At 72.6% G+C, this 18,539-nt stretch carries 15 protein-coding genes; 8 read left to right on the plus strand and 7 right to left on the minus strand.

Annotated elements, in window-relative coordinates:
* Positions 1-23: 23 nt before the first annotated feature.
* Together OG702_RS02330 and OG702_RS02335 are read right to left on the minus strand one after the other, a co-directional pair.
* Positions 24-488 carry a DUF5709 domain-containing protein gene (locus OG702_RS02330; protein ID WP_327287175.1) on the minus strand — a complete coding sequence of 155 codons (465 nt, stop codon included), beginning with the start codon at positions 486-488 and terminating at the stop codon, positions 24-26.
* Between the two features lie 206 nt (positions 489-694).
* Complete coding sequence (locus OG702_RS02335) at positions 695-1,567, minus strand: DUF3152 domain-containing protein (RefSeq protein WP_442814278.1); 873 nt, start codon at positions 1,565-1,567, stop codon at positions 695-697.
* A 220-nt stretch (positions 1,568-1,787) separates the two neighbouring features.
* Between OG702_RS02335 and OG702_RS02340 the strand changes: the two genes are divergently transcribed.
* Positions 1,788-2,582 (plus strand): SDR family NAD(P)-dependent oxidoreductase, encoded by a 795-nt coding sequence (locus OG702_RS02340; RefSeq protein ID WP_327287177.1) that lies wholly within the window; start codon positions 1,788-1,790, stop codon positions 2,580-2,582.
* A 27-nt stretch (positions 2,583-2,609) separates the two neighbouring features.
* Here the strand turns inward: OG702_RS02340 and OG702_RS02345 are convergent, their stop codons facing one another.
* Complete coding sequence (locus OG702_RS02345; RefSeq protein ID WP_327287178.1) at positions 2,610-4,406, minus strand: adenylyl cyclase; 1,797 nt, start codon at positions 4,404-4,406, stop codon at positions 2,610-2,612.
* Positions 4,407-4,814: 408 nt separating this feature from the next.
* On the minus strand, positions 4,815-5,357 hold the full coding sequence (locus OG702_RS02350; RefSeq protein ID WP_327287179.1) for a DoxX family protein: 543 nt from the start codon (positions 5,355-5,357) through the stop codon (positions 4,815-4,817).
* A 144-nt stretch (positions 5,358-5,501) separates the two neighbouring features.
* On the opposite strand from OG702_RS02350, the gene OG702_RS02355 reads away from it, so the two are divergent.
* The 6 genes from OG702_RS02355 (at position 5,502) to dhaK (ending at position 11,949) form a co-directional block, all read left to right on the plus strand.
* The gene (locus OG702_RS02355; RefSeq protein WP_327287180.1) at positions 5,502-6,404 is read left to right on the plus strand and encodes an oxygenase MpaB family protein; all 903 of its coding nucleotides are present in this window, start codon (positions 5,502-5,504) and stop codon (positions 6,402-6,404) included.
* 101 nt (positions 6,405-6,505) lie between these two features.
* The gene (locus OG702_RS02360; protein ID WP_327287181.1) at positions 6,506-8,470 is read left to right on the plus strand and encodes a response regulator; all 1,965 of its coding nucleotides are present in this window, start codon (positions 6,506-6,508) and stop codon (positions 8,468-8,470) included.
* Positions 8,471-8,582: 112 nt separating this feature from the next.
* Positions 8,583-9,443 (plus strand): class II fructose-bisphosphate aldolase, encoded by an 861-nt coding sequence (locus OG702_RS02365; protein WP_327287182.1) that lies wholly within the window; start codon positions 8,583-8,585, stop codon positions 9,441-9,443.
* A 5-nt stretch (positions 9,444-9,448) separates the two neighbouring features.
* Positions 9,449-10,243, plus strand: coding sequence for an HAD-IA family hydrolase (locus OG702_RS02370; protein WP_327287183.1), 795 nt, complete (start codon positions 9,449-9,451; stop codon positions 10,241-10,243).
* Between the two features lie 22 nt (positions 10,244-10,265).
* Positions 10,266-10,928 carry a dihydroxyacetone kinase subunit DhaL gene (dhaL, locus tag OG702_RS02375; protein WP_327287184.1) on the plus strand — a complete coding sequence of 221 codons (663 nt, stop codon included), beginning with the start codon at positions 10,266-10,268 and terminating at the stop codon, positions 10,926-10,928.
* A 25-nt stretch (positions 10,929-10,953) separates the two neighbouring features.
* Complete coding sequence (dhaK, locus tag OG702_RS02380) at positions 10,954-11,949, plus strand: dihydroxyacetone kinase subunit DhaK (protein WP_327287185.1); 996 nt, start codon at positions 10,954-10,956, stop codon at positions 11,947-11,949.
* A 51-nt stretch (positions 11,950-12,000) separates the two neighbouring features.
* On the opposite strand, the gene eno is transcribed toward dhaK, so the two are convergent.
* The gene (gene eno, locus OG702_RS02385; RefSeq protein ID WP_327287186.1) at positions 12,001-13,293 is read right to left on the minus strand and encodes a phosphopyruvate hydratase; all 1,293 of its coding nucleotides are present in this window, start codon (positions 13,291-13,293) and stop codon (positions 12,001-12,003) included.
* Between the two features lie 89 nt (positions 13,294-13,382).
* Here eno and OG702_RS02390 point away from each other — a divergent pair, with 89 nt between their 5' ends.
* Entirely contained in the window at positions 13,383-14,258 is an 876-nt protein-coding gene (locus tag OG702_RS02390) for a winged helix-turn-helix transcriptional regulator (RefSeq protein WP_327287187.1), read from the plus strand.
* 72 nt (positions 14,259-14,330) lie between these two features.
* Here the strand turns inward: OG702_RS02390 and OG702_RS02395 are convergent, their stop codons facing one another.
* Together OG702_RS02395 and OG702_RS02400 are read right to left on the minus strand one after the other, a co-directional pair.
* Entirely contained in the window at positions 14,331-15,635 is a 1,305-nt protein-coding gene (locus OG702_RS02395; protein ID WP_327287188.1) for a dicarboxylate/amino acid:cation symporter, read from the minus strand.
* A gap of 474 nt (positions 15,636-16,109) precedes the next feature.
* Positions 16,110-18,527 (minus strand): glycosyl hydrolase family 95 catalytic domain-containing protein, encoded by a 2,418-nt coding sequence (locus tag OG702_RS02400; RefSeq protein ID WP_327287189.1) that lies wholly within the window; start codon positions 18,525-18,527, stop codon positions 16,110-16,112.
* Positions 18,528-18,539: the final 12 nt, after the last annotated feature.

An 18,539-nucleotide genomic window follows, 5' to 3' on the forward strand; every position in this document is an offset into this window, starting at 1 on the left:
CGCACGGTCCCGCCGCCGGGGTCCTACTCGGGGTCCTCCACGATGTGGACGGCCGCCTCCTCGGCGCCCGCGGCGCCGCCGTCGATGCCGACGTCCTCGGCCACTTCCCCGTCCTGCACCGGGCGGTCCGAGCCCTCGTCGGGCGCCACCAGCCGCCCGGCCCGCCGGTCGCCCGCCTCCGGGTCCAGCGGCTCACCCTCGGTGTCCGTGGAGTCGCCGATGCCGTCGCCCTGCTCCGGGCGGACGTCGGGGACCTCCTCGGCGAGGCGCTCGTCGAGGCTCTCGCCCTCGCGCTGCTCCGCCGCGGTGGTGCCGTCGGCGTTCACCGCGTACGGCCGCTCCGGCGGCGAGTAGCCCTTGTCGAGCTCCTGGTCGTAGTCGTCCTCGCCGAGGGCGTCCTCCATGTCCAGCTCGGTGGCGTCACCCTGGTCCTCGCCCTCCCCGGTCGGCTGGTAGACCTCGTCTCCCATGCTCTCCTCGTCACTCATGGCCACGGTTTCCCTTCTGTACCGGAAAGCGGTGTGGCCTGCGGCTGCCCGTTCCGGGGCGAGGCATTCATCCGGCCGCGATCAAGGCCGCGGCGCCCGGCTGTCACACCGCGGGGGCCGGGGCTCGACGGGCGGTCCGGCTCGCAGGTCAGGGTCGTCACCGCCCACGCCCTCGGCATCGCCGCCTGACCGCCGCGGCCCGCGGCTCAGGGCACGTGCGGACCGCCGAGGTAGCGCCCGTGGGCGTCGTAGGGCCAGGCGTTGGCGACGCAACCGTGCAGGCCGTCGATCTGCTGCATCATCGCGGGGGCCGGCTCGCCAGGTCCTGGGCATGTCTCGTGGCCGTGGCCGATGCGGTGGCCGACCTCGTGGTTGATGATCAGTGCGCGGTAGTCGGTGACCGGTCCCGGGAACTCCGGTGAGCCGATGTTCCAGCGCTTGAGGTTGACGATCACCTGGGCGCCGACGTCGCAGTTCACCTCGCCGTGGGTGTGCAGGCCGGCGGCTCCGCAGATGGCGTCCACCGTCGCCGGGGTCGCGATCTTCACCTCGAAGTCGTAGGAACCGCCGGAGACCAGCTGGAAGGCGTCGTGGTGGTCGGCGGTCCAGCCCCTGGGGTCGCCCAGGATCTGCTCGATCTCGCGGGCCGCGGTGCCCGCCGAGACGCCGCTGCCCTGCTCGACCTGGACCTTGTAGCGGCGGACGGTGCCCTCGCCGACGGGCTTGCCTGCCGCCTCGGCGGTGCTGAAGCGGCCGGTGCCGCTCTCCGGGCCGGGGTCCGCGCCGGTCGCGCCCGGCTTCGGCTTCGGCTTCGGCTTCGGTGACCGGGTGGGCGCCGGCGTGGCGGCCGGCGGCGGGGTGGTCGGCGCGCGCGTGCTGATCTGTGCCGCGTGCGAGGCGGTCGCGCTCCGCCCCGCGTTCCTGCCGGCCACTACGGCGCCGGCCAGCCCGACGGCCAGCACCGCGCAGAGCGCCCACAGCCCCCGCCGGCGGCGCCCGCCGCCGCGGCGGCGTGACCCCGCTCTGCCGTCCCTTGCGGGTGTCACCGCCGGTGACCCGCGCTTTTTCGCATGTTGCATGGCAGACCAGACTGGTTGTGCCAGGTGATCGGCGCTGGCCCAAGGAGTCACGAGAACGTAACAGGTAGCAGATGACCTGGGACGCGAGGGCCGCGGGACCGGGCGGCGGGCGCCGCGGGACCGAAACCCCCGGCTGGCCGAGGCACGGTGGCGGTCCGGCCGGGAAGGAGAACCTCGGCGCCCGGTCGCGGGCGTTCCTCGGACAGCGGGAGAACAGAAGATGATCATCGACCTGGACGGCCGGACCGCCCTGGTGACCGGCTCGACACAGGGCATCGGGTACGCCGTCGCCGCCGGCCTGGCGCGGGCCGGCGCCCGGGTCGCGCTGAACGGCAGGAGCGCCGACTCCGTGGAGCGGGCCGTCGCCGCGCTGCGCGAGGAGACCGGGTCGGGTGCCGTCCTCGGCGCGGTCGGGGACCTGGCCACCGACGACGGGGCGCGGCAGGTCACCGAGGCCGTCCCCGACGTGGACATCCTGGTCAACAACCTGGGCGTCTACGGCGCGGTCGCCGCGCTGGAGATCAGCGACGCGGAATGGCGGCGGTATTTCGAGGTGAACGTCCTGGCCGCGGTGCGGATGATCCGCGGCTACCTGCCGGGGATGAAGGACCGCTCCTGGGGGCGGGTGATCAACGTCGCCAGCGACTCGGCCGTGGTCACCCCCGTCGAGATGATCCACTACGGCATGACGAAGACCGCCCTGCTCTCGGTGACCCGCGGCTTCGCCAAGGACGCGGCGGGCACCGGCGTGACGGTGAACTCGTTGATCGCCGGCCCCACCCACACCGCGGGCGTGGAGGACTTCGTCTACTCGCTGGTGGACCGGTCGCTGCCCTGGGAGGAGGCGCAGCGGGTGTTCATGGCCGAGCACCGCCCGCAGTCGCTGCTCAAGCGGCTGATCGAGCCGGCGGAGATCGCCCATATGGCGGTCTACCTCAGCTCGCCCTTCGCCACGGCCACCACCGGAGCGGCCGTGCGGGCCGACGGGGGCTACATCGACTCCATCCTGCCCTGAGTACCGGCCCGCGGCCACGGCGTACGGTCAGGCGGTGGCGACGCCGTTCACGTAGCGCCTCATGTCGTAGGTGCCGAAGCCGTTCTGCACCGGATCACCGCTGTTGTTGATGGCGTGCAGGATGCCGCCGCCGCCGGCGCCGTTGAGGCAGACGGTCATCAGGTCGGTGAACACGACGCCGGGGGTGTCCGGGACCTCGTACGCCCGGTCGGTGTAGATGTCCGCCTCCAGGTTGAAGAAGCAGTAGCTGCCGAGCCCCCAGGCCTGGTGGTCCCTGACGTGGTCCCCGACCTTGTAGGCGGCGTACCCCTTGGTCGTGCCGTGGACCCAGGCGGACTGCGTGGGGACGTCGTAGGGGTGCTCGTTCTGGAAGAAGTACGTGCTGCCGTGGTCGCCGTTCCAGAGCACCTCGTACTTCTGGTAGTGCTCCACGAACAGCCCGTAGGCGGTGACGTGGTCGCCGTTGACCAGGAAGCCGGTGTCGGCCGGGTTCACCGACCAGCCGACGGTGCCGTCCAGGCCGTGGTCGGCGCGCCACAGCCACAGGTGGTCGCCGATGACGTCGTTGCTGTCGATCTGCACGCTGACGCCCGCGCCGCCGCCGATGGCGCCGCCGATCCGGGCGAAGACGTCGAAGAGCACGGTCGGGTCGGACTGGTGGCGGCGCCGGCTGCGGCCGTCGCCGACCTTGAGCAGCACGGGGGTGTGCGCCGAGGCCGCCTCGACGAGCACGCCGGCGACGGTGACGCCGCTGACGTCGGCGACGTCGATCAGGGTGTTGCCGTGGGTGGACCGCAGGGTGGTGTAGCCCAGGCCCAGCACCACCGTGCCGGGGCGGGTGACCCTGATCGGCGAGGACAGCTGGTAGATGCCGGGCGTGAACAGCAGGTGCTGGCCCCTGGCCAGCGCCCGGTTGATCTCGGTGGCGGAGTCGCCGGGCCGGGCCACGAAGAAGTGCGAGAGGGCGATGCTGTGCCCCGCGGCGTGCCCGTGGGCCCAGCTGGTGCCGGTGCTGTTGTGGCGCAGGGCCGGTACGAAGACCTCGTACGAGCCGTGCCGGTCCACGGTCAGGAACGGCTTCTCGCGGACGACCGGGGTGTGGTCGACCGTCGTGTAGGGGGGTGTCGGGAAGCTGGTGGCGGGTGCGCCCTGGACGCCGACGAAGACCATGTTCCAGTTGGAGCCGGTCCAGCTGCCGAAGGTGTCGTTGCGGGACAGCCACTGCTGCTGCGAGCCGGACTCCACGTAGCCGTCCACCACGCTGTCGACCAGGAAGCCGCCGCTCGACCACTGGTTGCCGGGCGGGCTCGGCCACAGGGTCAGGTTGCCCTTGACGTGCACCCGGCGCATCGGTCCTGCCTGCGCGACGGCCCACCGGTTGAGGCCGTCCGGCGGCACGATGGTCAGGTTCTCCGCGGCGCGCCAGAAGTTCTGCGTCCCGTTGCCGTCGAACCACTGGGCGTCGACCGTGACATGACCGTTGATCACCACGTCGGAGGGGCTGGCGCCGAGGCCGAGCACGTGGGTGTAGAAACCGACGTTGAGGTCGATGGCGTACGTCCCCGGCAGGAAGGCCAGGGCGAAGCGCTCGTTGCCGAACTGGTTGGACTCCTGAACGGCGAAGACGGCGTCGACCTGCGCCTGGATCGCGGCGTCACCCATGGAGGGGTGGAAGACCAGGACGTTCGGCCCGAGGTCGGCGCGGTCCCGGTGCGCGGGCGACGAGGCGAAGGCGGATCCGCCGGCGATACCGCCGGCCAGCGGCACCGCGGCGGCGACAGCGGCCCCGCGGAGTACGGAACGGCGAGTGGGGATTACGGACACGGCTCTCCCTGAAGTGGTGGATGGGGGAGGGATCGCGGTTGGTCCCGAACCGCAAGAGAGCGCTCTCAGGGACGAAGTGAAGCACCAGCGCTATGCAGCGTCAATAAAGAAACGGTCATCACCCGTCCAGAAGGTGAACGCATCGGCGGGCGGCCGGAGCAGCGCGGCGGGCGCCGGCGGGCACTCCCGGCCGAGGCACACCGGCGGCGGCCGACCGCCTGACCCAAGTCCTGCCTGGTGCGGGCCACTTCGGACGGCGGAGGCGGGCCGGCATCCACCACGTCAGCGGGCCTCGCCGGTGCCGCGCTCCGGTTCGCGCGGGATCACCCCGTGTTTCGGCGGGGCGACCACGCCCGGTCGCCGGGTTCGGGATGTGACGGTGAATCAGGTGCCGGTGGGCGGGTACGGCTACCCGGCCGGCGACTCGTCCAGCGGCTCACCCGCGGACGCGAGCGTCGCCATCCGCCGGTTGACCACGACGACCGCGGCCGCGGCGCTGACGGCGAAGGCCAGCAGCACGGTGCTCGGGCGGTTCAGCCGGTGGCCGGAGACCGCGTCGATCGAGTAGCAGCCGGGTCCGGCGAGGCCGAGGCCCGCGGCGACGAAGCCGAGGAAGGCCGGGTATTCGAAGCCTCCCTGCTGGAAGAAGAAGCCGGCGGGCGCGTGCACGGACACCGCGCCGGCCATGGCGCCCGCCGCAGCCGCGCCCGCCACGGGAGTGGCGAGCCCCAGCACCAGCAGGGCGCCGCCGCCCGCCTCGCCCAGGCCGGCGGCGATCGCGTTCTCCCGCCCGGGCGTGAAGCCCATGCTCTCCATGGCCGCGGTCGTCCCCTCGATGCCACCGCCGCCGAACCAGCCGAGGAGCTTCTGCGCGCCATGCGCGAGCAGCACCCCGCCGGTGCCCAGACGCAGGGCGAGCAGGCCGATGTCCTTGCGATGGCTGTACGGCATGGGGCCAGACCTTCCGCAGACGGAGCCAGTGCGATCCGCGGCCCATCCTGCCCCCGCCCGTCCCCGCGCGCATGCGCTCCCGGGCACTCGGGGACCTCGTGCGTCAGGGCCGGGCCCGGGAGGCGGCCGACGTACAGTGGCCGTGTGGGCTACCCGGAGATACCAGGACTTGACGCGGTGCGGCGCCGGATCGGGGCCGAGCTCTTCGCGCGCGTCGCGGGGCCGGAGGGGCCCGCCCGCCGGGCCCGTATCAACGGCACCCCCGGCGACCGCTGGTTCGGCCCGGAGCGGCCGATCCGTGCGGTGCACGGCGACGCCTCGATGTTCGTCGGCGGCCTCCGGGCGCTGCTGCTCCAGTCCCTGCACCCGCTGGCCATGGCCGCGGTCGCCGCGCACTCCGGCTACCGGGGCGACCCCTGGGGCAGACTGCAGCGGACCAGCGCGTTCCTCGCCGTGACGACGTTCGGGACCGCGCAGGACGCGGAGGAGGCCGTCGCGCACGTGCGCGCGATCCACGCCCGGGTGTCGGGCACCACCCCGGAGGGCGAGCCGTACCGCGCCTCGGACCCGCACCTGCTCAGGTGGGTGCACGTGGCCGAGGTGGACAGCTTCCTGCGGGCGCACCGGCGCTACGGTGCCACGCCGCTGGACGAGGACGGCTACGACGCCTACGTCGCCGACGCCGCCCGGGTGGCCGTCGCGCTCGGCGTCCAGGACCCGCCGCGCGACCAGGCCGAGCTCGCCGCGCAGCTCGACGCCTACCGGCCCGAGCTGCGCGCCACCCCGCAGGCCCGGGACGCCGCCCGTTTCCTGCTGCTGAGCCCTCCGCTGCCGTGGGCGGCCAGGGCGCCGTACGCGGTGCTGGCCGCCAACGCCGTGGCCCTGCTCCCGCTGTGGGCCCGGGTGCCGCTGCGGGTGCCGTATCTGCCGGTGGTCGAGGAGACAGGCGTCCGGCTGGCGGGTCGCGGGCTGACCCGGGCCATCCGCTGGGCCATGACGCCGCCGCCCGCCGGGTCCCCGGCGCCGCGGGAGCCGGAGAAGCGGTAGCGCTGCGGTGCACGGCGGGCCGCTTTCGCCCGCCCGCGGCCCGGAGCACATCGGGCATGCCGAAGTTATGCTGAAAAACATGCGGACCAGGCGGTCGTGCCGTGGGTGAGGCGCGCGGCTCCCGTGGCAGGGCGGGCCAGGCGCGGCAGGGCGCCGCCGGTCAGGCCCGGGCCGCGGCGAAGAGCTCCAGGACGGCCGCGGACGGCCCGGGGAAGGCTGCCAGGAAGGCCGCGGACGCCGCCGGGAAGGCCGCCGACACCGCAGGGGACGCCGCCGGCTGGCGGGCCAGACCCGACGCGCAGGTCGACGCGCTGAGCGGCGCGGTCGAGGACCTCGCCGGCCAGTTCGCCCTGCGACCGCTGCTGCAGCGGATCCTGCGGCGGGCCGTGGGCCTGCTGGGCGCCGACGCCGGCTCGATCAGCACGGTCGACGAGAGGGCCGGTACGTACCGCAAGGAGGTCGACCTCGGGGTCGGCTGCCAGGAGGGCGCGGTCTTCCCGCTCGCCGAGGGCGCCACCGGGGCGGTGGTGGCCCGGCGCGGCCCCTGCGTCTTCGACAGCTACGCCGACGTGCCGGGCGGCCATGTGGACCCCGCGGACCGGGCACGCCTGCACGCCACGCTCGCGGTACCGATCACCTGGCACGACGAGATCATCGGGGTGTGCGTCGTCTTCAGCACCGACCCCGAGACCCGCTTCGACAAGGGCGACGTGGAGCTGCTGCACATCTTCGCCCAGCACGCCGCCATCGCGATCGCCAACGCCCGGCTGCACCAGGAGGCCGAGCAGCGGGCCAGGCGGCTCGCGGTCGGCGCCGAGCGCGAGCGGATGGTGCGCGACGTCCACGACACGGTGGCCCGCGCGCTCGGCTCCATCCTGCGCCACCTCGACGCCGGCGACGCGCTCTCGCCGCCCGATGCCGCCGATGCCGCCGGTGCGGCCGACCGGCTGGCCGCGGCCCGCGCGGTGGCGCGTGCCGCGCTGTCCGACACCCGGCGGACCGTCCTGGGCCTCGGCCCGTCGCTGCTCGACCTGCACTCGCTGGACGACGCGATCGCCGTCGAGCTGGCCTGGGTGCACTCCACGGCGGGGGTCAGGACCGACCTGGTGGTCACCGGCGACCGCCCGCAGCTGGACGCGGACATCGGCGGGCACGCCCTGCGGCTGGTGCAGGAGGCGCTGACCAACGTGGTCGCCCACGCGCACGCGGAGGTGGTCAGGGTGGGCGTGATGTACGGGGACGACGAGGTCGCGCTGGTCGTGGAGGACGACGGCCGCGGTTTCGACCCGGCGGACGCCGGGGTGCGACGGCGCGGCATGGGGCTGACCGGCATCGTGGAGCGCGCCGACCAGCTCGGCGCGGATCTGCGCATCGAGTCGACGCCCGGCTGGGGCACCCGGCTCACGGCCCGGATCCCCTACGCGGCCGACCGCGGGCACCCGCATCCCGCCACGGCGCCCTTCCGGGTCCTGGTGGTGGACCGGCGGCCGGTGGTGCGGGCCGGCCTGGTCCGGCTGCTGTCCAGGTCGGGGCCGGAGATCGAGGTGGTGGGCGAGGTCGGGGACGCGCGCAAGGTGGTCGACGCGGTACGGGCGCTGGAGCCCGACGTGGTCCTGCTCGATCTGCGGATGCCGGGTCTTGACGGCCTCCGGCTGACCTCGTACGTCCGCTCCGCCAGCCCCGGCACCGCGGTGCTGATGCTGACCGACGACCTCGGCGACGAGCTGCTGGAGGAGGCGGTGCGGGCGGGCGCCCGCGGCTGCGTGGGCACCGACCTGGACGGTCCCGGGCTGGCCCGGGCCGTGCTGGCCGCGACCCGCGGGGACGCGCTGCTCACCGAGCGGATCCTGCGCCGGCTCACCACCCGTGACCGTCCCGCGCCGGACCCGCTCACCGGCCGGGAGCGCGAGGTGCGGGCGCTGGTGGAGCGCGGTCTGCCGGACAAGCAGATCGCCGCGATGCTGGCGATCTCGGTGAAGACCGTCGAGAAACACGTCGGGGCGGTGCTCCGCAAGACCGGGGCGCCCAACCGCACGGTGCTGGCGCACCGGGCCGCGGGCCGCTGAGCCCCGGCATGGGGGATTTCCCGCCCCGGCATGGGGGGAACCCCCGCTGACCTCGGCCGTCTCCCGGATTAGCGTGGATGGGGAAAGGCGAACCCGAGCCCGGGGAGTCGATGTGTCCGTCGTACCGCTGACCGACATCCTGTCCGACGCCTTCAAGGAGCGCTACGGCGTACCGGCCATCAACGTGGTCAACGACCTCACCTTGGAGGCCGTACTCGCCGCCGCCGTGGAGAACTCGTCACCGCTGATCGTCCAGACCTCCGTGAAGACGGTCAAGGCGATCGGCTACGACGTGCTCTTCGCGATGTGGCGCTCGATGACGGCCGGTATCGAGGTACCGGTCACCCTGCACCTCGATCACTGCCCGGAACGCGAGGTCATCTCCGAGTGCCTGCGGCACGGCTGGAACTCCGTGCTCTTCGACGCCTCCCGGCTGCCGGTGGAGGAGAACATGCGGCAGACCGTCGAGGTGGTCGCGGAGGCGCGGCGGTACGGGGCGCACGTCGAGGGCGAGATCGAGTCCATCACGGGCGTGGAGGACGGGATCGGCAGTGACACCGCGGCCCAGCAGCAGGACCTCGCGGTCGCGCTGGAGTTCCTGCGGACCACGCGGGTCGACGTCTTCGCGCCGGCCATCGGCAACGCGCACGGCAGTTACAAGCAGGCGCCCGTGCTCGACGCGGAACGCGTCACGGCGATCGTCGACGCGCATCCGATGCCGATCGCCCTGCACGGCGGCAGCGGGCTCTCCGACGAGCAGTTCCGCGACCTGATCTCCCGGGGATGCGCGAAGGTCAACATCTCCACCGCGCTCAAAGAGACGTTCATGACGTCGAATCTGGCCTTCCTCGAAACCGCGGCGCAGAAGCAGAAGTGGGACCCGCCCTCGCTCTTCACGCACGTCAGGGCGGACGTGGTGGAGCTGGCGGCCTCGCTGATGCGGTTGTTCGGCAGCGCCGGACGGGTGGCGTGATCGCCATGCCCGCACTCGTCTTCGACTGTGACGGCGTCCTCGCCGACACCGAGCGCTTCGGCCATCTGCCCGCGTTCAACCGGACGTTCGAGGAGTTCGGCCTGCCGGTGCGGTGGAGCGACCAGGACTACGCCGAGAAGGTGAAGGTCGGCGGCGGCAAGGAACGGATGAAGACGCTGCTGACACCGGAGTTCGTCGCCGAGGCCGGACTGCCCACCGATCCGGACGCGCTGGACGCGGAGGTCGCCCGCTGGCACCGGCGGAAGACCGACATCTACACGACCACCATCGCCAGCGGCAGCATCCCGGCGCGGCCCGGCGTGCGGCGGGTCGCCGAGCAGGCCCGGGGCGCCGGCTGGGCGCTCGCGGTCGCCTCGACCTCGGCCGAGCCCTCGGTCCGCGCGGTGCTCGACATGGCGATGGGCAGCGAACTGGCGTCCCGCTTCTCGGTGTTCGCCGGCGACGTGGTCGACCGCAAGAAGCCCGCTCCGGACATCTACACCCACGCCGTGGACCACATGGGTGCGGACGCGGCCGACGTGCTGGTGGTGGAGGACAGCCGCAACGGGATGCTCGCCGCGCTGGCCGCGGGCCTGAGGTGCACCGTCACGACCAGCGCCTACACCGGGGACGAGGACTTCACCGGCGCCTCGCTGGTGGTCAGCACGCTGGGCGCGCCGCCGCCCGACCCGGTGGCTGCGCGGGTGCTCGACGACCCGTTCGGCGCGGAACCGGGCGCGTACGTCACGCTCGCCGATCTCGAGTTCCTGCTCACGGCCCCGCCCCCGCGGGCGGGTTGACACCGCGACGGCAAGGAGAGCCATGTCATCGTCATCACCAGCAGTCAGTGACCTCGAATTCGTGGTCAGGACCGTGGCGCAGACCTCGGTCGACAACGAGCGGGAGTTCGGCGAGCTCGACGCGGTCGTCGGCGACGGGGACTTCGGTTACTCGCTCGCCCGCGGCTTCGAGATCGTGCTCGCCGACTGGGAGAGCTTCGACCGCTCGACTCCGTCGGCCTTCCTGAAGAAGGTCGCGCTGGTCATCTCGCAGCGGGTGGGCGGGACGTCGGGCCCGCTGTGGGGCACGGCCTTCCTGCGGGCGGCGAGCGCGGTCAACGACCGAGCCGAACTGGACGCGCTGACCGGGCAGGACGCGGTGGCCATGCTGCGCGCGGCGGCCGAGGGCATCAAGGTCCGCGGCAAGTCCGATCTGGGCGACAAGACGCTGCTTGACGCGCTGATCCCGATGACCGACGCACTGGAGAAGGAGTTGGGCGCCGGCGACGACAGTGCCGCCGGACTGGCGCGGTCCACCGCGTCCGCGGCACGTGCCGCGGCCGACGCCACCACCCCGATGCAGGCCATGCGGGGCCGGCCGAGCTACACCGGCGAGCGGAGCATCGGCTCGCCGGACGCGGGCGCGGTGGCGGTCGCGGTGATGGCCGAACGCGTGGCCGACGAGTGGGCCGGGCGCGCGGCCTGACGAAGCCGAGACAGGGAGTGACACCATGAAGAAGTTCGTCAACGACCCGAAGAACTACATCCCGGAGATGCTGCAGGGGCTGGCTCTCGCCAACCCGGACAGTCTGCGCTACGTACCCGAGTACAACCTGATCATGCGGGCCGACGCTCCGAACGACGACAAGATCTCCATCATCCAGGGCTCGGGCTCCGGCCACGAGCCTGCGCACGTGATGAGCGTCGGCAAGGGCATGCTGGACGCGGCCTGTCCCGGCGACGTCTTCTCCGCGCCGCCCACCGACTACGTGCTGGAGACGATCAAACGCGTCGCCTCCCCCAAGGGCGTGCTGCTGCTGGTCAACAACTACACCGGTGACCGGATGGCGTTCGAGATGGCCCAGGAGTTCTCCGAGGCCGAGGGCACCAAGGTGCGCACGCTGTTCATCGACGACGACGTCTCGGTGCAGGACTCGACGTACACCGTCGGGCGCCGGGGCGTGGCCGGCAACTTCTTCGTGATGAAGGCGGTCGGCGCGGCGGCCGAGCGCGGCGCGGAACTCGACGAGGCGGTGCGGATCGGCGAGAAGGTCAACTCGGTGACCCGCACCATGGGTATGGCCCTCACCGCGTGCACTCCCCCGGCCAAGGGCTCGCCGCTGTTCGAACTGCCCGACGACGAGGTCGAGATGGGCGTCGGCATCCACGGCGAGCCGGGCCGCCGCCGGGAGAAGCTGCAGGAAGCGGACACCATCGTCCGCGAGCTGGTGGACGCGGTCGCCGACGACCTGCCGTACGCCTCGGGCGACGAGGTGGCGCTGATGGTCAACGGCCTGGGCGGCACCCCGATCAGCGAGCTGTATCTGGTGTACGGCATCGCTCACCGCCTGCTGGCCGACCGCGGCATCAGCGTCGCCCGCAGCTACGTCGGCGAATACTGCACCTCGCTGGACATGGCAGGCGCGTCGGTGACCCTGGTCCGGCTGGACGACGAGATCTCCGACCTGCTCGCCGACCCCGCTGAGACCGCGATCCGCGTCTTCTGACCCACACCGGCTGACGCCGGGGCGGCCCACCCGTACGGTGCCGCCCCGGCGTCAGGGGGTCCGGGGGCGCAGGCCGAGGGCGTCGCGGCCGGCGTAGCGGGCCTGGGTGCCCAACTCCTCCTCGATACGGATGAGCTGGTTGTACTTGGCGGTGCGGTCGGAGCGGGACAGCGAACCGGTCTTGATCTGGCCGCAGCCGGTGGCGACGGCGAGGTCGGCGATGGTGGTGTCCTCGGTCTCGCCTGACCGGTGGGACATCACGACGGTGTAGCCGGCGCGGTGCGCGGTGCCGACGGTGGCCAGCGTCTCGGTGAGGGTGCCGATCTGGTTGACCTTCACCAGGATCGAGTTGGCGACGCCGTCGCGGATCCCCTCGCGCAGCAGCGTCTCGTTGGTGCAGAAGACGTCGTCGCCGGTGAGCTGGCAGCGGTCGCCGAGCCGTGCCATCAGCAGCCGCCACCCGTCGCGGTCGTCCTCGGCCATCGGGTCCTCGATGGACGCGACCGGATACGCGGCCACCAACGCGGCGAGGTAGTCGACGTGTTCCTCGACGCTGCGGCGGACACCCTCGCCGGCGTAGTCGTAGACCCCGTCACGGAAGAACTCGGACGTGGCGGGGTCCATCACGACGGTGATGTCCGTGCCGGGCTTGTAACCGGTCCGCTCGACCGCCCGGACGACGAAGTCCAGCGCCTCCTCCGCGCTGCGCAGATCCGGGGCGAAGCCGCCCTCGTCGCCGACGCCGGTGCTGTGGCCGGCGGCCAGCAGGTCGCGGCGCAGGGTGTGGAAGACCTCGGAGCCCATCCGCACCGCCTCGGCGAAGGTGGCGGCGCCGATCGGCGCGATCATGAACTCCTGGAAGTCCAGGCGGTTGTCGGCGTGCGCGCCGCCGTTGACGATGTTCATCATCGGCACCGGCAGCAGCCGCGCGTCCACCCCGCCGACGTAGCGGTGGAGCGGCACCCTGTGGGCGAGCGCGGCGGCCTTGGCGGTGGCCAACGAGACGCCCAGGATCGCGTTCGCCCCGAGCCTGGCCTTGTCGGGGGTGCCGTCCAGCTCGATCAACGCGGCGTCCACCAGGGCCTGGTCCTCCGCGGGCAGGCCCACCACGACGTCCGCGATGGACTCGTTGACGGCGTCGACGGCGCGCCTGACGCCCTTGCCGTGGAAGCGGGCCGGGTCCTCGTCGCGCAGTTCCACGGCCTCCCGCGCGCCGGTCGAGGCACCCGACGGCGCGGCCGCCCGCCCGGTCGAGCCGTCGGCGAGCTCCACGTCCACCTCGACGGTCGGGTTGCCCCTGCTGTCGATGATCTCGCGCGCGACGATCCGGGTGATGGCGGTCATGGTGCTGCTCCCCATGGTCGGTCCGTACGGCGGGACTAAGTTCCCACCCAAAACAAAGTGAGTTCCGAAAAGGAATGTACTCTGCCGGGATGAAGATGCACAACGCCGACGCCGACTGCGGGATCGCCCAGGCCGCCGTCGTGATGGCCGACTGGTGGAACGTGCTCGTGCTGCGAGAGGTGGCGCGCGGCCATGTGCGCTTCGACGCCCTCGCCGCCGAACTCGGCCTGTCCCGCAAGGTCCTCACCGAACGGCTCGGCGCCCTGGTGGCCCGCGGTGTCCTGCGCCGCAGCCTGTACCAGCGCCGCCCGGTCCGCTACGAGTACCTGCTCACCGACGCCGGACTCGCCCTGCTGCCGCTGCTGGTGGCCATGCAGGACTGGGGCGACCGCTGGGTGCTCGGCGACGGCAGCGCCACCGCGACGGCGGCGCCGGACAGTTCCGAGCACGCCCGGGTGCACGCCCTCGCCCGTACCGGCACGCAGCTGCCCGCGGACCTCCGGCTGCCCGGCGCCGACGGGGACCCGCACCACGTCGTGGCCCCGGACGCCGCCGCCACCGTGCTGTTCACCTACCCCGGCACCGGCGTGGACTGGGGCGACGACCCGATCCCCGGCGCCCCCGGGTGCACCCTGGAGAACCAGCTCTTCCGCGACACCTGGCCCGACTTCCGCCGGGTGGGCGTGGCGGTGCACGGGGTCAGCACCCAACTCCCCCACGAACAGGCGGCCTTCGCCCGCGCCCAGTCCGTGCCCTACCCGCTGCTCTCCGACGCCCAGCAGCAACTGGCGGCCGCCCTGCGGCTGCCGGCCTTCCGGGGCGCGGGGCGGCTGCGTCTCAAGCGCCTGGTCCTGGTCGTGGACCGCGAGCGGACCGTACGGCACGCGCTGTTCCCCGTCGACGACATACCCGGGGCCGTCGAGCGGACGCTGGAGCTGGCCCGCGCGACCGCGGCGGCCGGCTGACGCCGCACCGCATGCGGCGGCCCCCGGTCTCCGTGGTGGAGAGGCCGGGGGCCGCCGCAGTGCGTTCCGGGGTCAGACGCCGACCAGCTCCCGGTCGGGTGCGCTCTGCTCGGCGGACTGCTCGTCGGGGTCCTCGATGTCGCGCGGGTTGTTGAACTTTTCCAGGTCCAGGATCTTCTCCCGCGAGGCGACCAGGACCGGGGTCACGACCTGCCCGGCGACGTTGGTCGCGGTCCGCATCATGTCCAGGATCGGGTCGATCGCGAGCAGCAGGCCGACGCCTTCGAGCGGCAGGCCGACCGTGCTCAGGGTCAGCGTCAGCATCACGATGGCGCCGGTGAGCCCGGCGGTCGCGGCCGAGCCGATCACCGAGACGAAGGCGATCAGCAGGTAGTCGCCGATCCCCAGGTGCACGTGGTAGACCTCCGCGACGAAGATCGCCGCCAGCGCCGGGTAGACCGCGGCGCAGCCGTCCATCTTCGTGGTGGCGCCGAACGGCACCGCGAACGAGGCGTAGTCGCGCGGCACGCCGAGCCGCTCGGTCACCCGCTGCGTCACCGGCATGGTGCCCACCGAGGAGCGGGAGACGAAGGCGAGCTGGATGGCCGGCCACGCACCCCTGAAGAAGTTGACCGGGTTCACCTTGCCGACCAGCGCGAGCAGCAGCGGGTAGACCACGAACATCACCAGGGCGCAGCCCACGTAGACGTCGACGGTGAAGGTGCCGAGCGGCTTGAGCAGGTCCCAGCCGTAGGTGGCGACGGACTTGCCGATCAGTCCCAGCGTGCCCAGCGGGGCGAGCCTGATGACCCACCACAGCGCCTTCTGCACGACCTCGAGCACGACCTTGGAGAAGTCGATCAGGGGTTCTGCCTTCGGGCCGACCGACAGGCACGCGGCGCCGACCACCACGGCGAGGAAGACGATCTGCAGCACGTTGGGCTCGCTGAAGGCGTCCACCACGTTGGTGGGGATGATCCCGGTGAGGAAGTCGATCCAGCTGCCCTTGTGCAGCTCGTCGGGCAGCGCGGCGGCCTTGAGGTGCACGCCGTCGCCGGGCTTGGTGGCGAGCCCCAGCAGCAGGCCGATGCTCACCGCGATCAGCGAGGTGATGCAGAACCACGTCAGCGTGCGCAGCGCCAGGCGGGCGGCGTTGGTGACGTTGCGCAGGTTCACCACGCTGACCAGCACGGCGGTGAAGACCAGCGGCGGGACGGCCAGCTTGAGCAGTTGGACGAAGATGTCGCCGATCCGGGTGAGGGTCTCGGTGAGCCAGTTCACGTCGGCGTCGCGGGCGATCAGCCCGAGGACGACGCCGAGGACCAGACCGCCGAGGATCTGGGCCCAGAACGGGGTTCTCTTGAGCAGGGCAGGCAAGGGGGAACTCCTGGAGAGAGCGGACACGGCCGGACACCGCGGATGAGGTGGACCGGCGCGGTGCAGCTCGTGCCGCACGCTCCTCAGCGAGTACGCGGATCAGGAGCGGCAGGCGGACGACGACCGGGCCGGGTGGTGAAGGGCCGGCGCGAGGCGCCGGGACGCCGCCCCGGCAGTCGTGTGCCGCCGCACACGGCCGGGTGGGCACGGGGCGGCGGGGACCTCAGGGGCGAATTCGCGTCACGGCGTACAGAGGTCGCCGTTGCAGTGGCACAGGTCGACATGCCGACGCGCGACGAGCGGGGTTCCCCCGGTCGACCGCGTGTCGAAGACCCTGTGTGCACTGGACATGACCAGGACTTTAATACATTCATCACGCACGGACAAGTCTCGACGAGGTCACGGACCGCGGGGTTCCGGTGCGCCGGGCCGCCCGGCGCACCGATGTTTTCCAGCCAGCGCCCCCGCGGCGCCCTACAGGTGGCGCAGGGTGACGGACTCCCCCGGCCTGAGGTCGATCCGGCGGGAGCCGCCGCCCGCGGCGAGCGTCGTGGTGCGGCCCCCCACGCTGCGCAGGGTCGCCTGGGTGACCTTGCCGTCCCGCCAGCTCAGGTCCACGACGAAGCCGCCGCGGACCCCCACGCCGGAGACCGAGCCGGCTGCCGCCCACGCGGCGGGCAGCGCGGGCAGCAGCTCGACGTGGCCGGGCCGGGAGTAGACCAGCATCTCCACGATCGCGGAGGGGGTGCCGAAGTTGGCGTCGATCTGGAAGATGCCGCGGCCCTGCTCCACCTCGTAGATGTCGAACAGGTTCATCGCGCTGCCGTTGCTGCCGTCCGCCGACGGCCTGAGGTTGGTGACGACCAGCCGGTAGGCCTTCTCGGCGTCCTTCAGCCGCGCCCAGCACAGGCTGCGCCAGGCGTTGGCCCAGCCGAAACTGTTCATGCCGCGGGCGGTGAGCAGGGCCGTCGCGCCGGCCAGGATGCCCTTCGGGGTGGAGTCGTCGGGGCGGATCCGGTCACCAGGGAAGAGGCCGAACAGCGGTGACAGGTGGCGGTGGGTGGTCTCGCCGAGGTTGTCCGGTGACATCCACTCCTCAAGCCAGCCGGTCGTGGGGCTGACCACGGGCAGGTAGAGCCGGTCGCGGAGCGCCTCGACCGCCGCGCTGTGGCCGGTGTCCCTGCCGAGCACCAGGGTCGCGGTGCGGTAGTGCCCGAAGAGGTTCCACACCAGTTCCTGGGCGTAGGTGATCCCCCTCGCATCCAGCGGCCCCTGCTCGGGCGACCAGTCGCTGTCGGCGATCAATACCTCGCGGGTGGCCCCGGAAGCATCGGTGACGGTGGTGGTGATCAGCCGCGCCTCCCAGAAGTCGACGGCTCCCTTGATGAGCGGGTAGACCTTCGCCAGGTAGTCGCGGTCCTGGGTGTACTCGTAGTGCTCGAAGAGGTTGTGGCACAGCCACGCGTTGCCGGCCGGATGCCACCACCAACCGCCGCCGCCGTAAGGGTTGGTGGAGATCGCCACGGTCCAGCCGGCCACCTTGCCGCTGGAGTTGCGGTATCGGTTGGCCGGGTCGTCGAACAGCCGCCTGGTGGTGTCGGTCCAGCAGGGCAGCTGCGCCAGGCAGTAGTCCGCGAAGGCGTCGAAGCTGTCCGCCAGGCCCGCCCTGTCGGCCATCCAGTAGTTCATCTGGAGGTTGATGTCGGTGTGGTAGTCGCCCATCCAGTCCGGGTCGTTGCCGTCCAGCCACACGCCCTGCAGGCCCATCGGCAGGCTGCCCCGCGACCCGGAGATCATCAGGTAGCGGCCGTACTGCAGATACGCGGCCTCCAGCTCCGGGTCGGGGACGTCGTCGCGGTAGCGGGCCTGCACCCGCTGCCAGGTGTCCAGCGCGCGCTGCGCCGCCGAGGACGTGCCCAGCCGCAGGTCGAACCCGCCGAAGGCGGCCCGGAAGTCGGCGACATGGGTGTGCAGCAGGGTGGTCGCGGAGTGCCGGGCCGCGGCGAGGACCTTCGTCCTGGCGAGGCGTTCCGGGTCCACGGACGGGTCACGGAAGCCGGCCGACGCGTCCGGGGCGTAGTCGGTGCCGCCGCTGACGACCACGGTGAGGTCCCTGCACCCCGTGAACGACAGCGCCGTGCCGTCCACGGCGACCTTGCCGGTGCTGCTGGTGGCCGTGACCGCGGCGCCGTAGGCCAGGCCGTTGCCGAGGGCCGCGCCGAACGAGGCGTGGCGGCCGCCGCGGTCGGCGGTGGTGGTCTCGCCGTGGGTGCCGGCGAGGGAGACGGTGCCGGTGTAACTGCCGCCGCCGCGCTGGGAGAAGTGCAGCACGATCGCGTCGTCGGGGCGGCTGGCGAAGATCTGCCGCTGGTAACTCGCGCCGCCGACGTCGTAGCTGGTGGTCAGCACGCCCTGCGCCATGTCCAGGACGCGGCGGTAGCCGTTCACCGAGCCGAGGTCGTGGTCGGGTATCTCGACGGTGAGCTGGCCCAGCAGGGTGAGGGAGCCGAAGTCGTCGCGGCCGTAGGGGAACTGGCCGTCGTCCTGCAGGGTGTCGTTGCGGCCCCCGGTCCACAGGGTGGCGTCGGTGATCATCAGCAGCTCGGCGGCGGGGTCGTTGCCGGCGAGCGCTCCCAGCCGGCCGTTGCCGACCGGCAGGCCCTGGCCGATCATCGAGCCGGCCGAGCCGGGTGCCTGCCACCACAGCTGGTTCCGCGCGGCGTCGGCGGCGGACAGCAGGGGCGAGTCGGTGGGACGCTGCGGGGCCGCCGACGCCGAGAATGCGGGCAGGCCGAGGGCGGCGGTGGCGCCGGTCGCGGCGGCGAGGGCCAGGAAGCCCCGGCGGCTGGGGCGGTTGTCGGGTGCGGGTGAGTCGGTGTGCTGGATGTCCACGTGCTGCACTCC

The sequence above is a fragment of the Streptomyces sp. NBC_01198 genome, from assembly GCF_036010485.1.
In the GTDB taxonomy this organism is placed as follows: domain Bacteria; phylum Actinomycetota; class Actinomycetes; order Streptomycetales; family Streptomycetaceae; genus Actinacidiphila.

What these genes read in the sequence shown, in the direction of transcription:
- OG702_RS02350 (WP_327287179.1), bottom strand. Translation starts at nt 5,357, where the DNA reads ATGCCGTACAGCCATCGCAAGGACATCGGCCTGCTCGCCCTGCGTCTG.
- OG702_RS02370 (WP_327287183.1), top strand. Translation starts at nt 9,449, where the DNA reads ATGCCCGCACTCGTCTTCGACTGTGACGGCGTCCTCGCCGACACCGAG.
- OG702_RS02340 (WP_327287177.1), top strand. Translation starts at nt 1,788, where the DNA reads ATGATCATCGACCTGGACGGCCGGACCGCCCTGGTGACCGGCTCGACA.
- eno (WP_327287186.1), bottom strand. Translation starts at nt 13,293, where the DNA reads ATGACCGCCATCACCCGGATCGTCGCGCGCGAGATCATCGACAGCAGG.
- OG702_RS02330 (WP_327287175.1), bottom strand. Translation starts at nt 488, where the DNA reads ATGAGTGACGAGGAGAGCATGGGAGACGAGGTCTACCAGCCGACCGGG.
- OG702_RS02390 (WP_327287187.1), top strand. Translation starts at nt 13,383, where the DNA reads ATGAAGATGCACAACGCCGACGCCGACTGCGGGATCGCCCAGGCCGCC.
- OG702_RS02335 (WP_442814278.1), bottom strand. Translation starts at nt 1,567, where the DNA reads ATGCAACATGCGAAAAAGCGCGGGTCACCGGCGGTGACACCCGCAAGG.
- dhaK (WP_327287185.1), top strand. Translation starts at nt 10,954, where the DNA reads ATGAAGAAGTTCGTCAACGACCCGAAGAACTACATCCCGGAGATGCTG.
- dhaL (WP_327287184.1), top strand. Translation starts at nt 10,266, where the DNA reads ATGTCATCGTCATCACCAGCAGTCAGTGACCTCGAATTCGTGGTCAGG.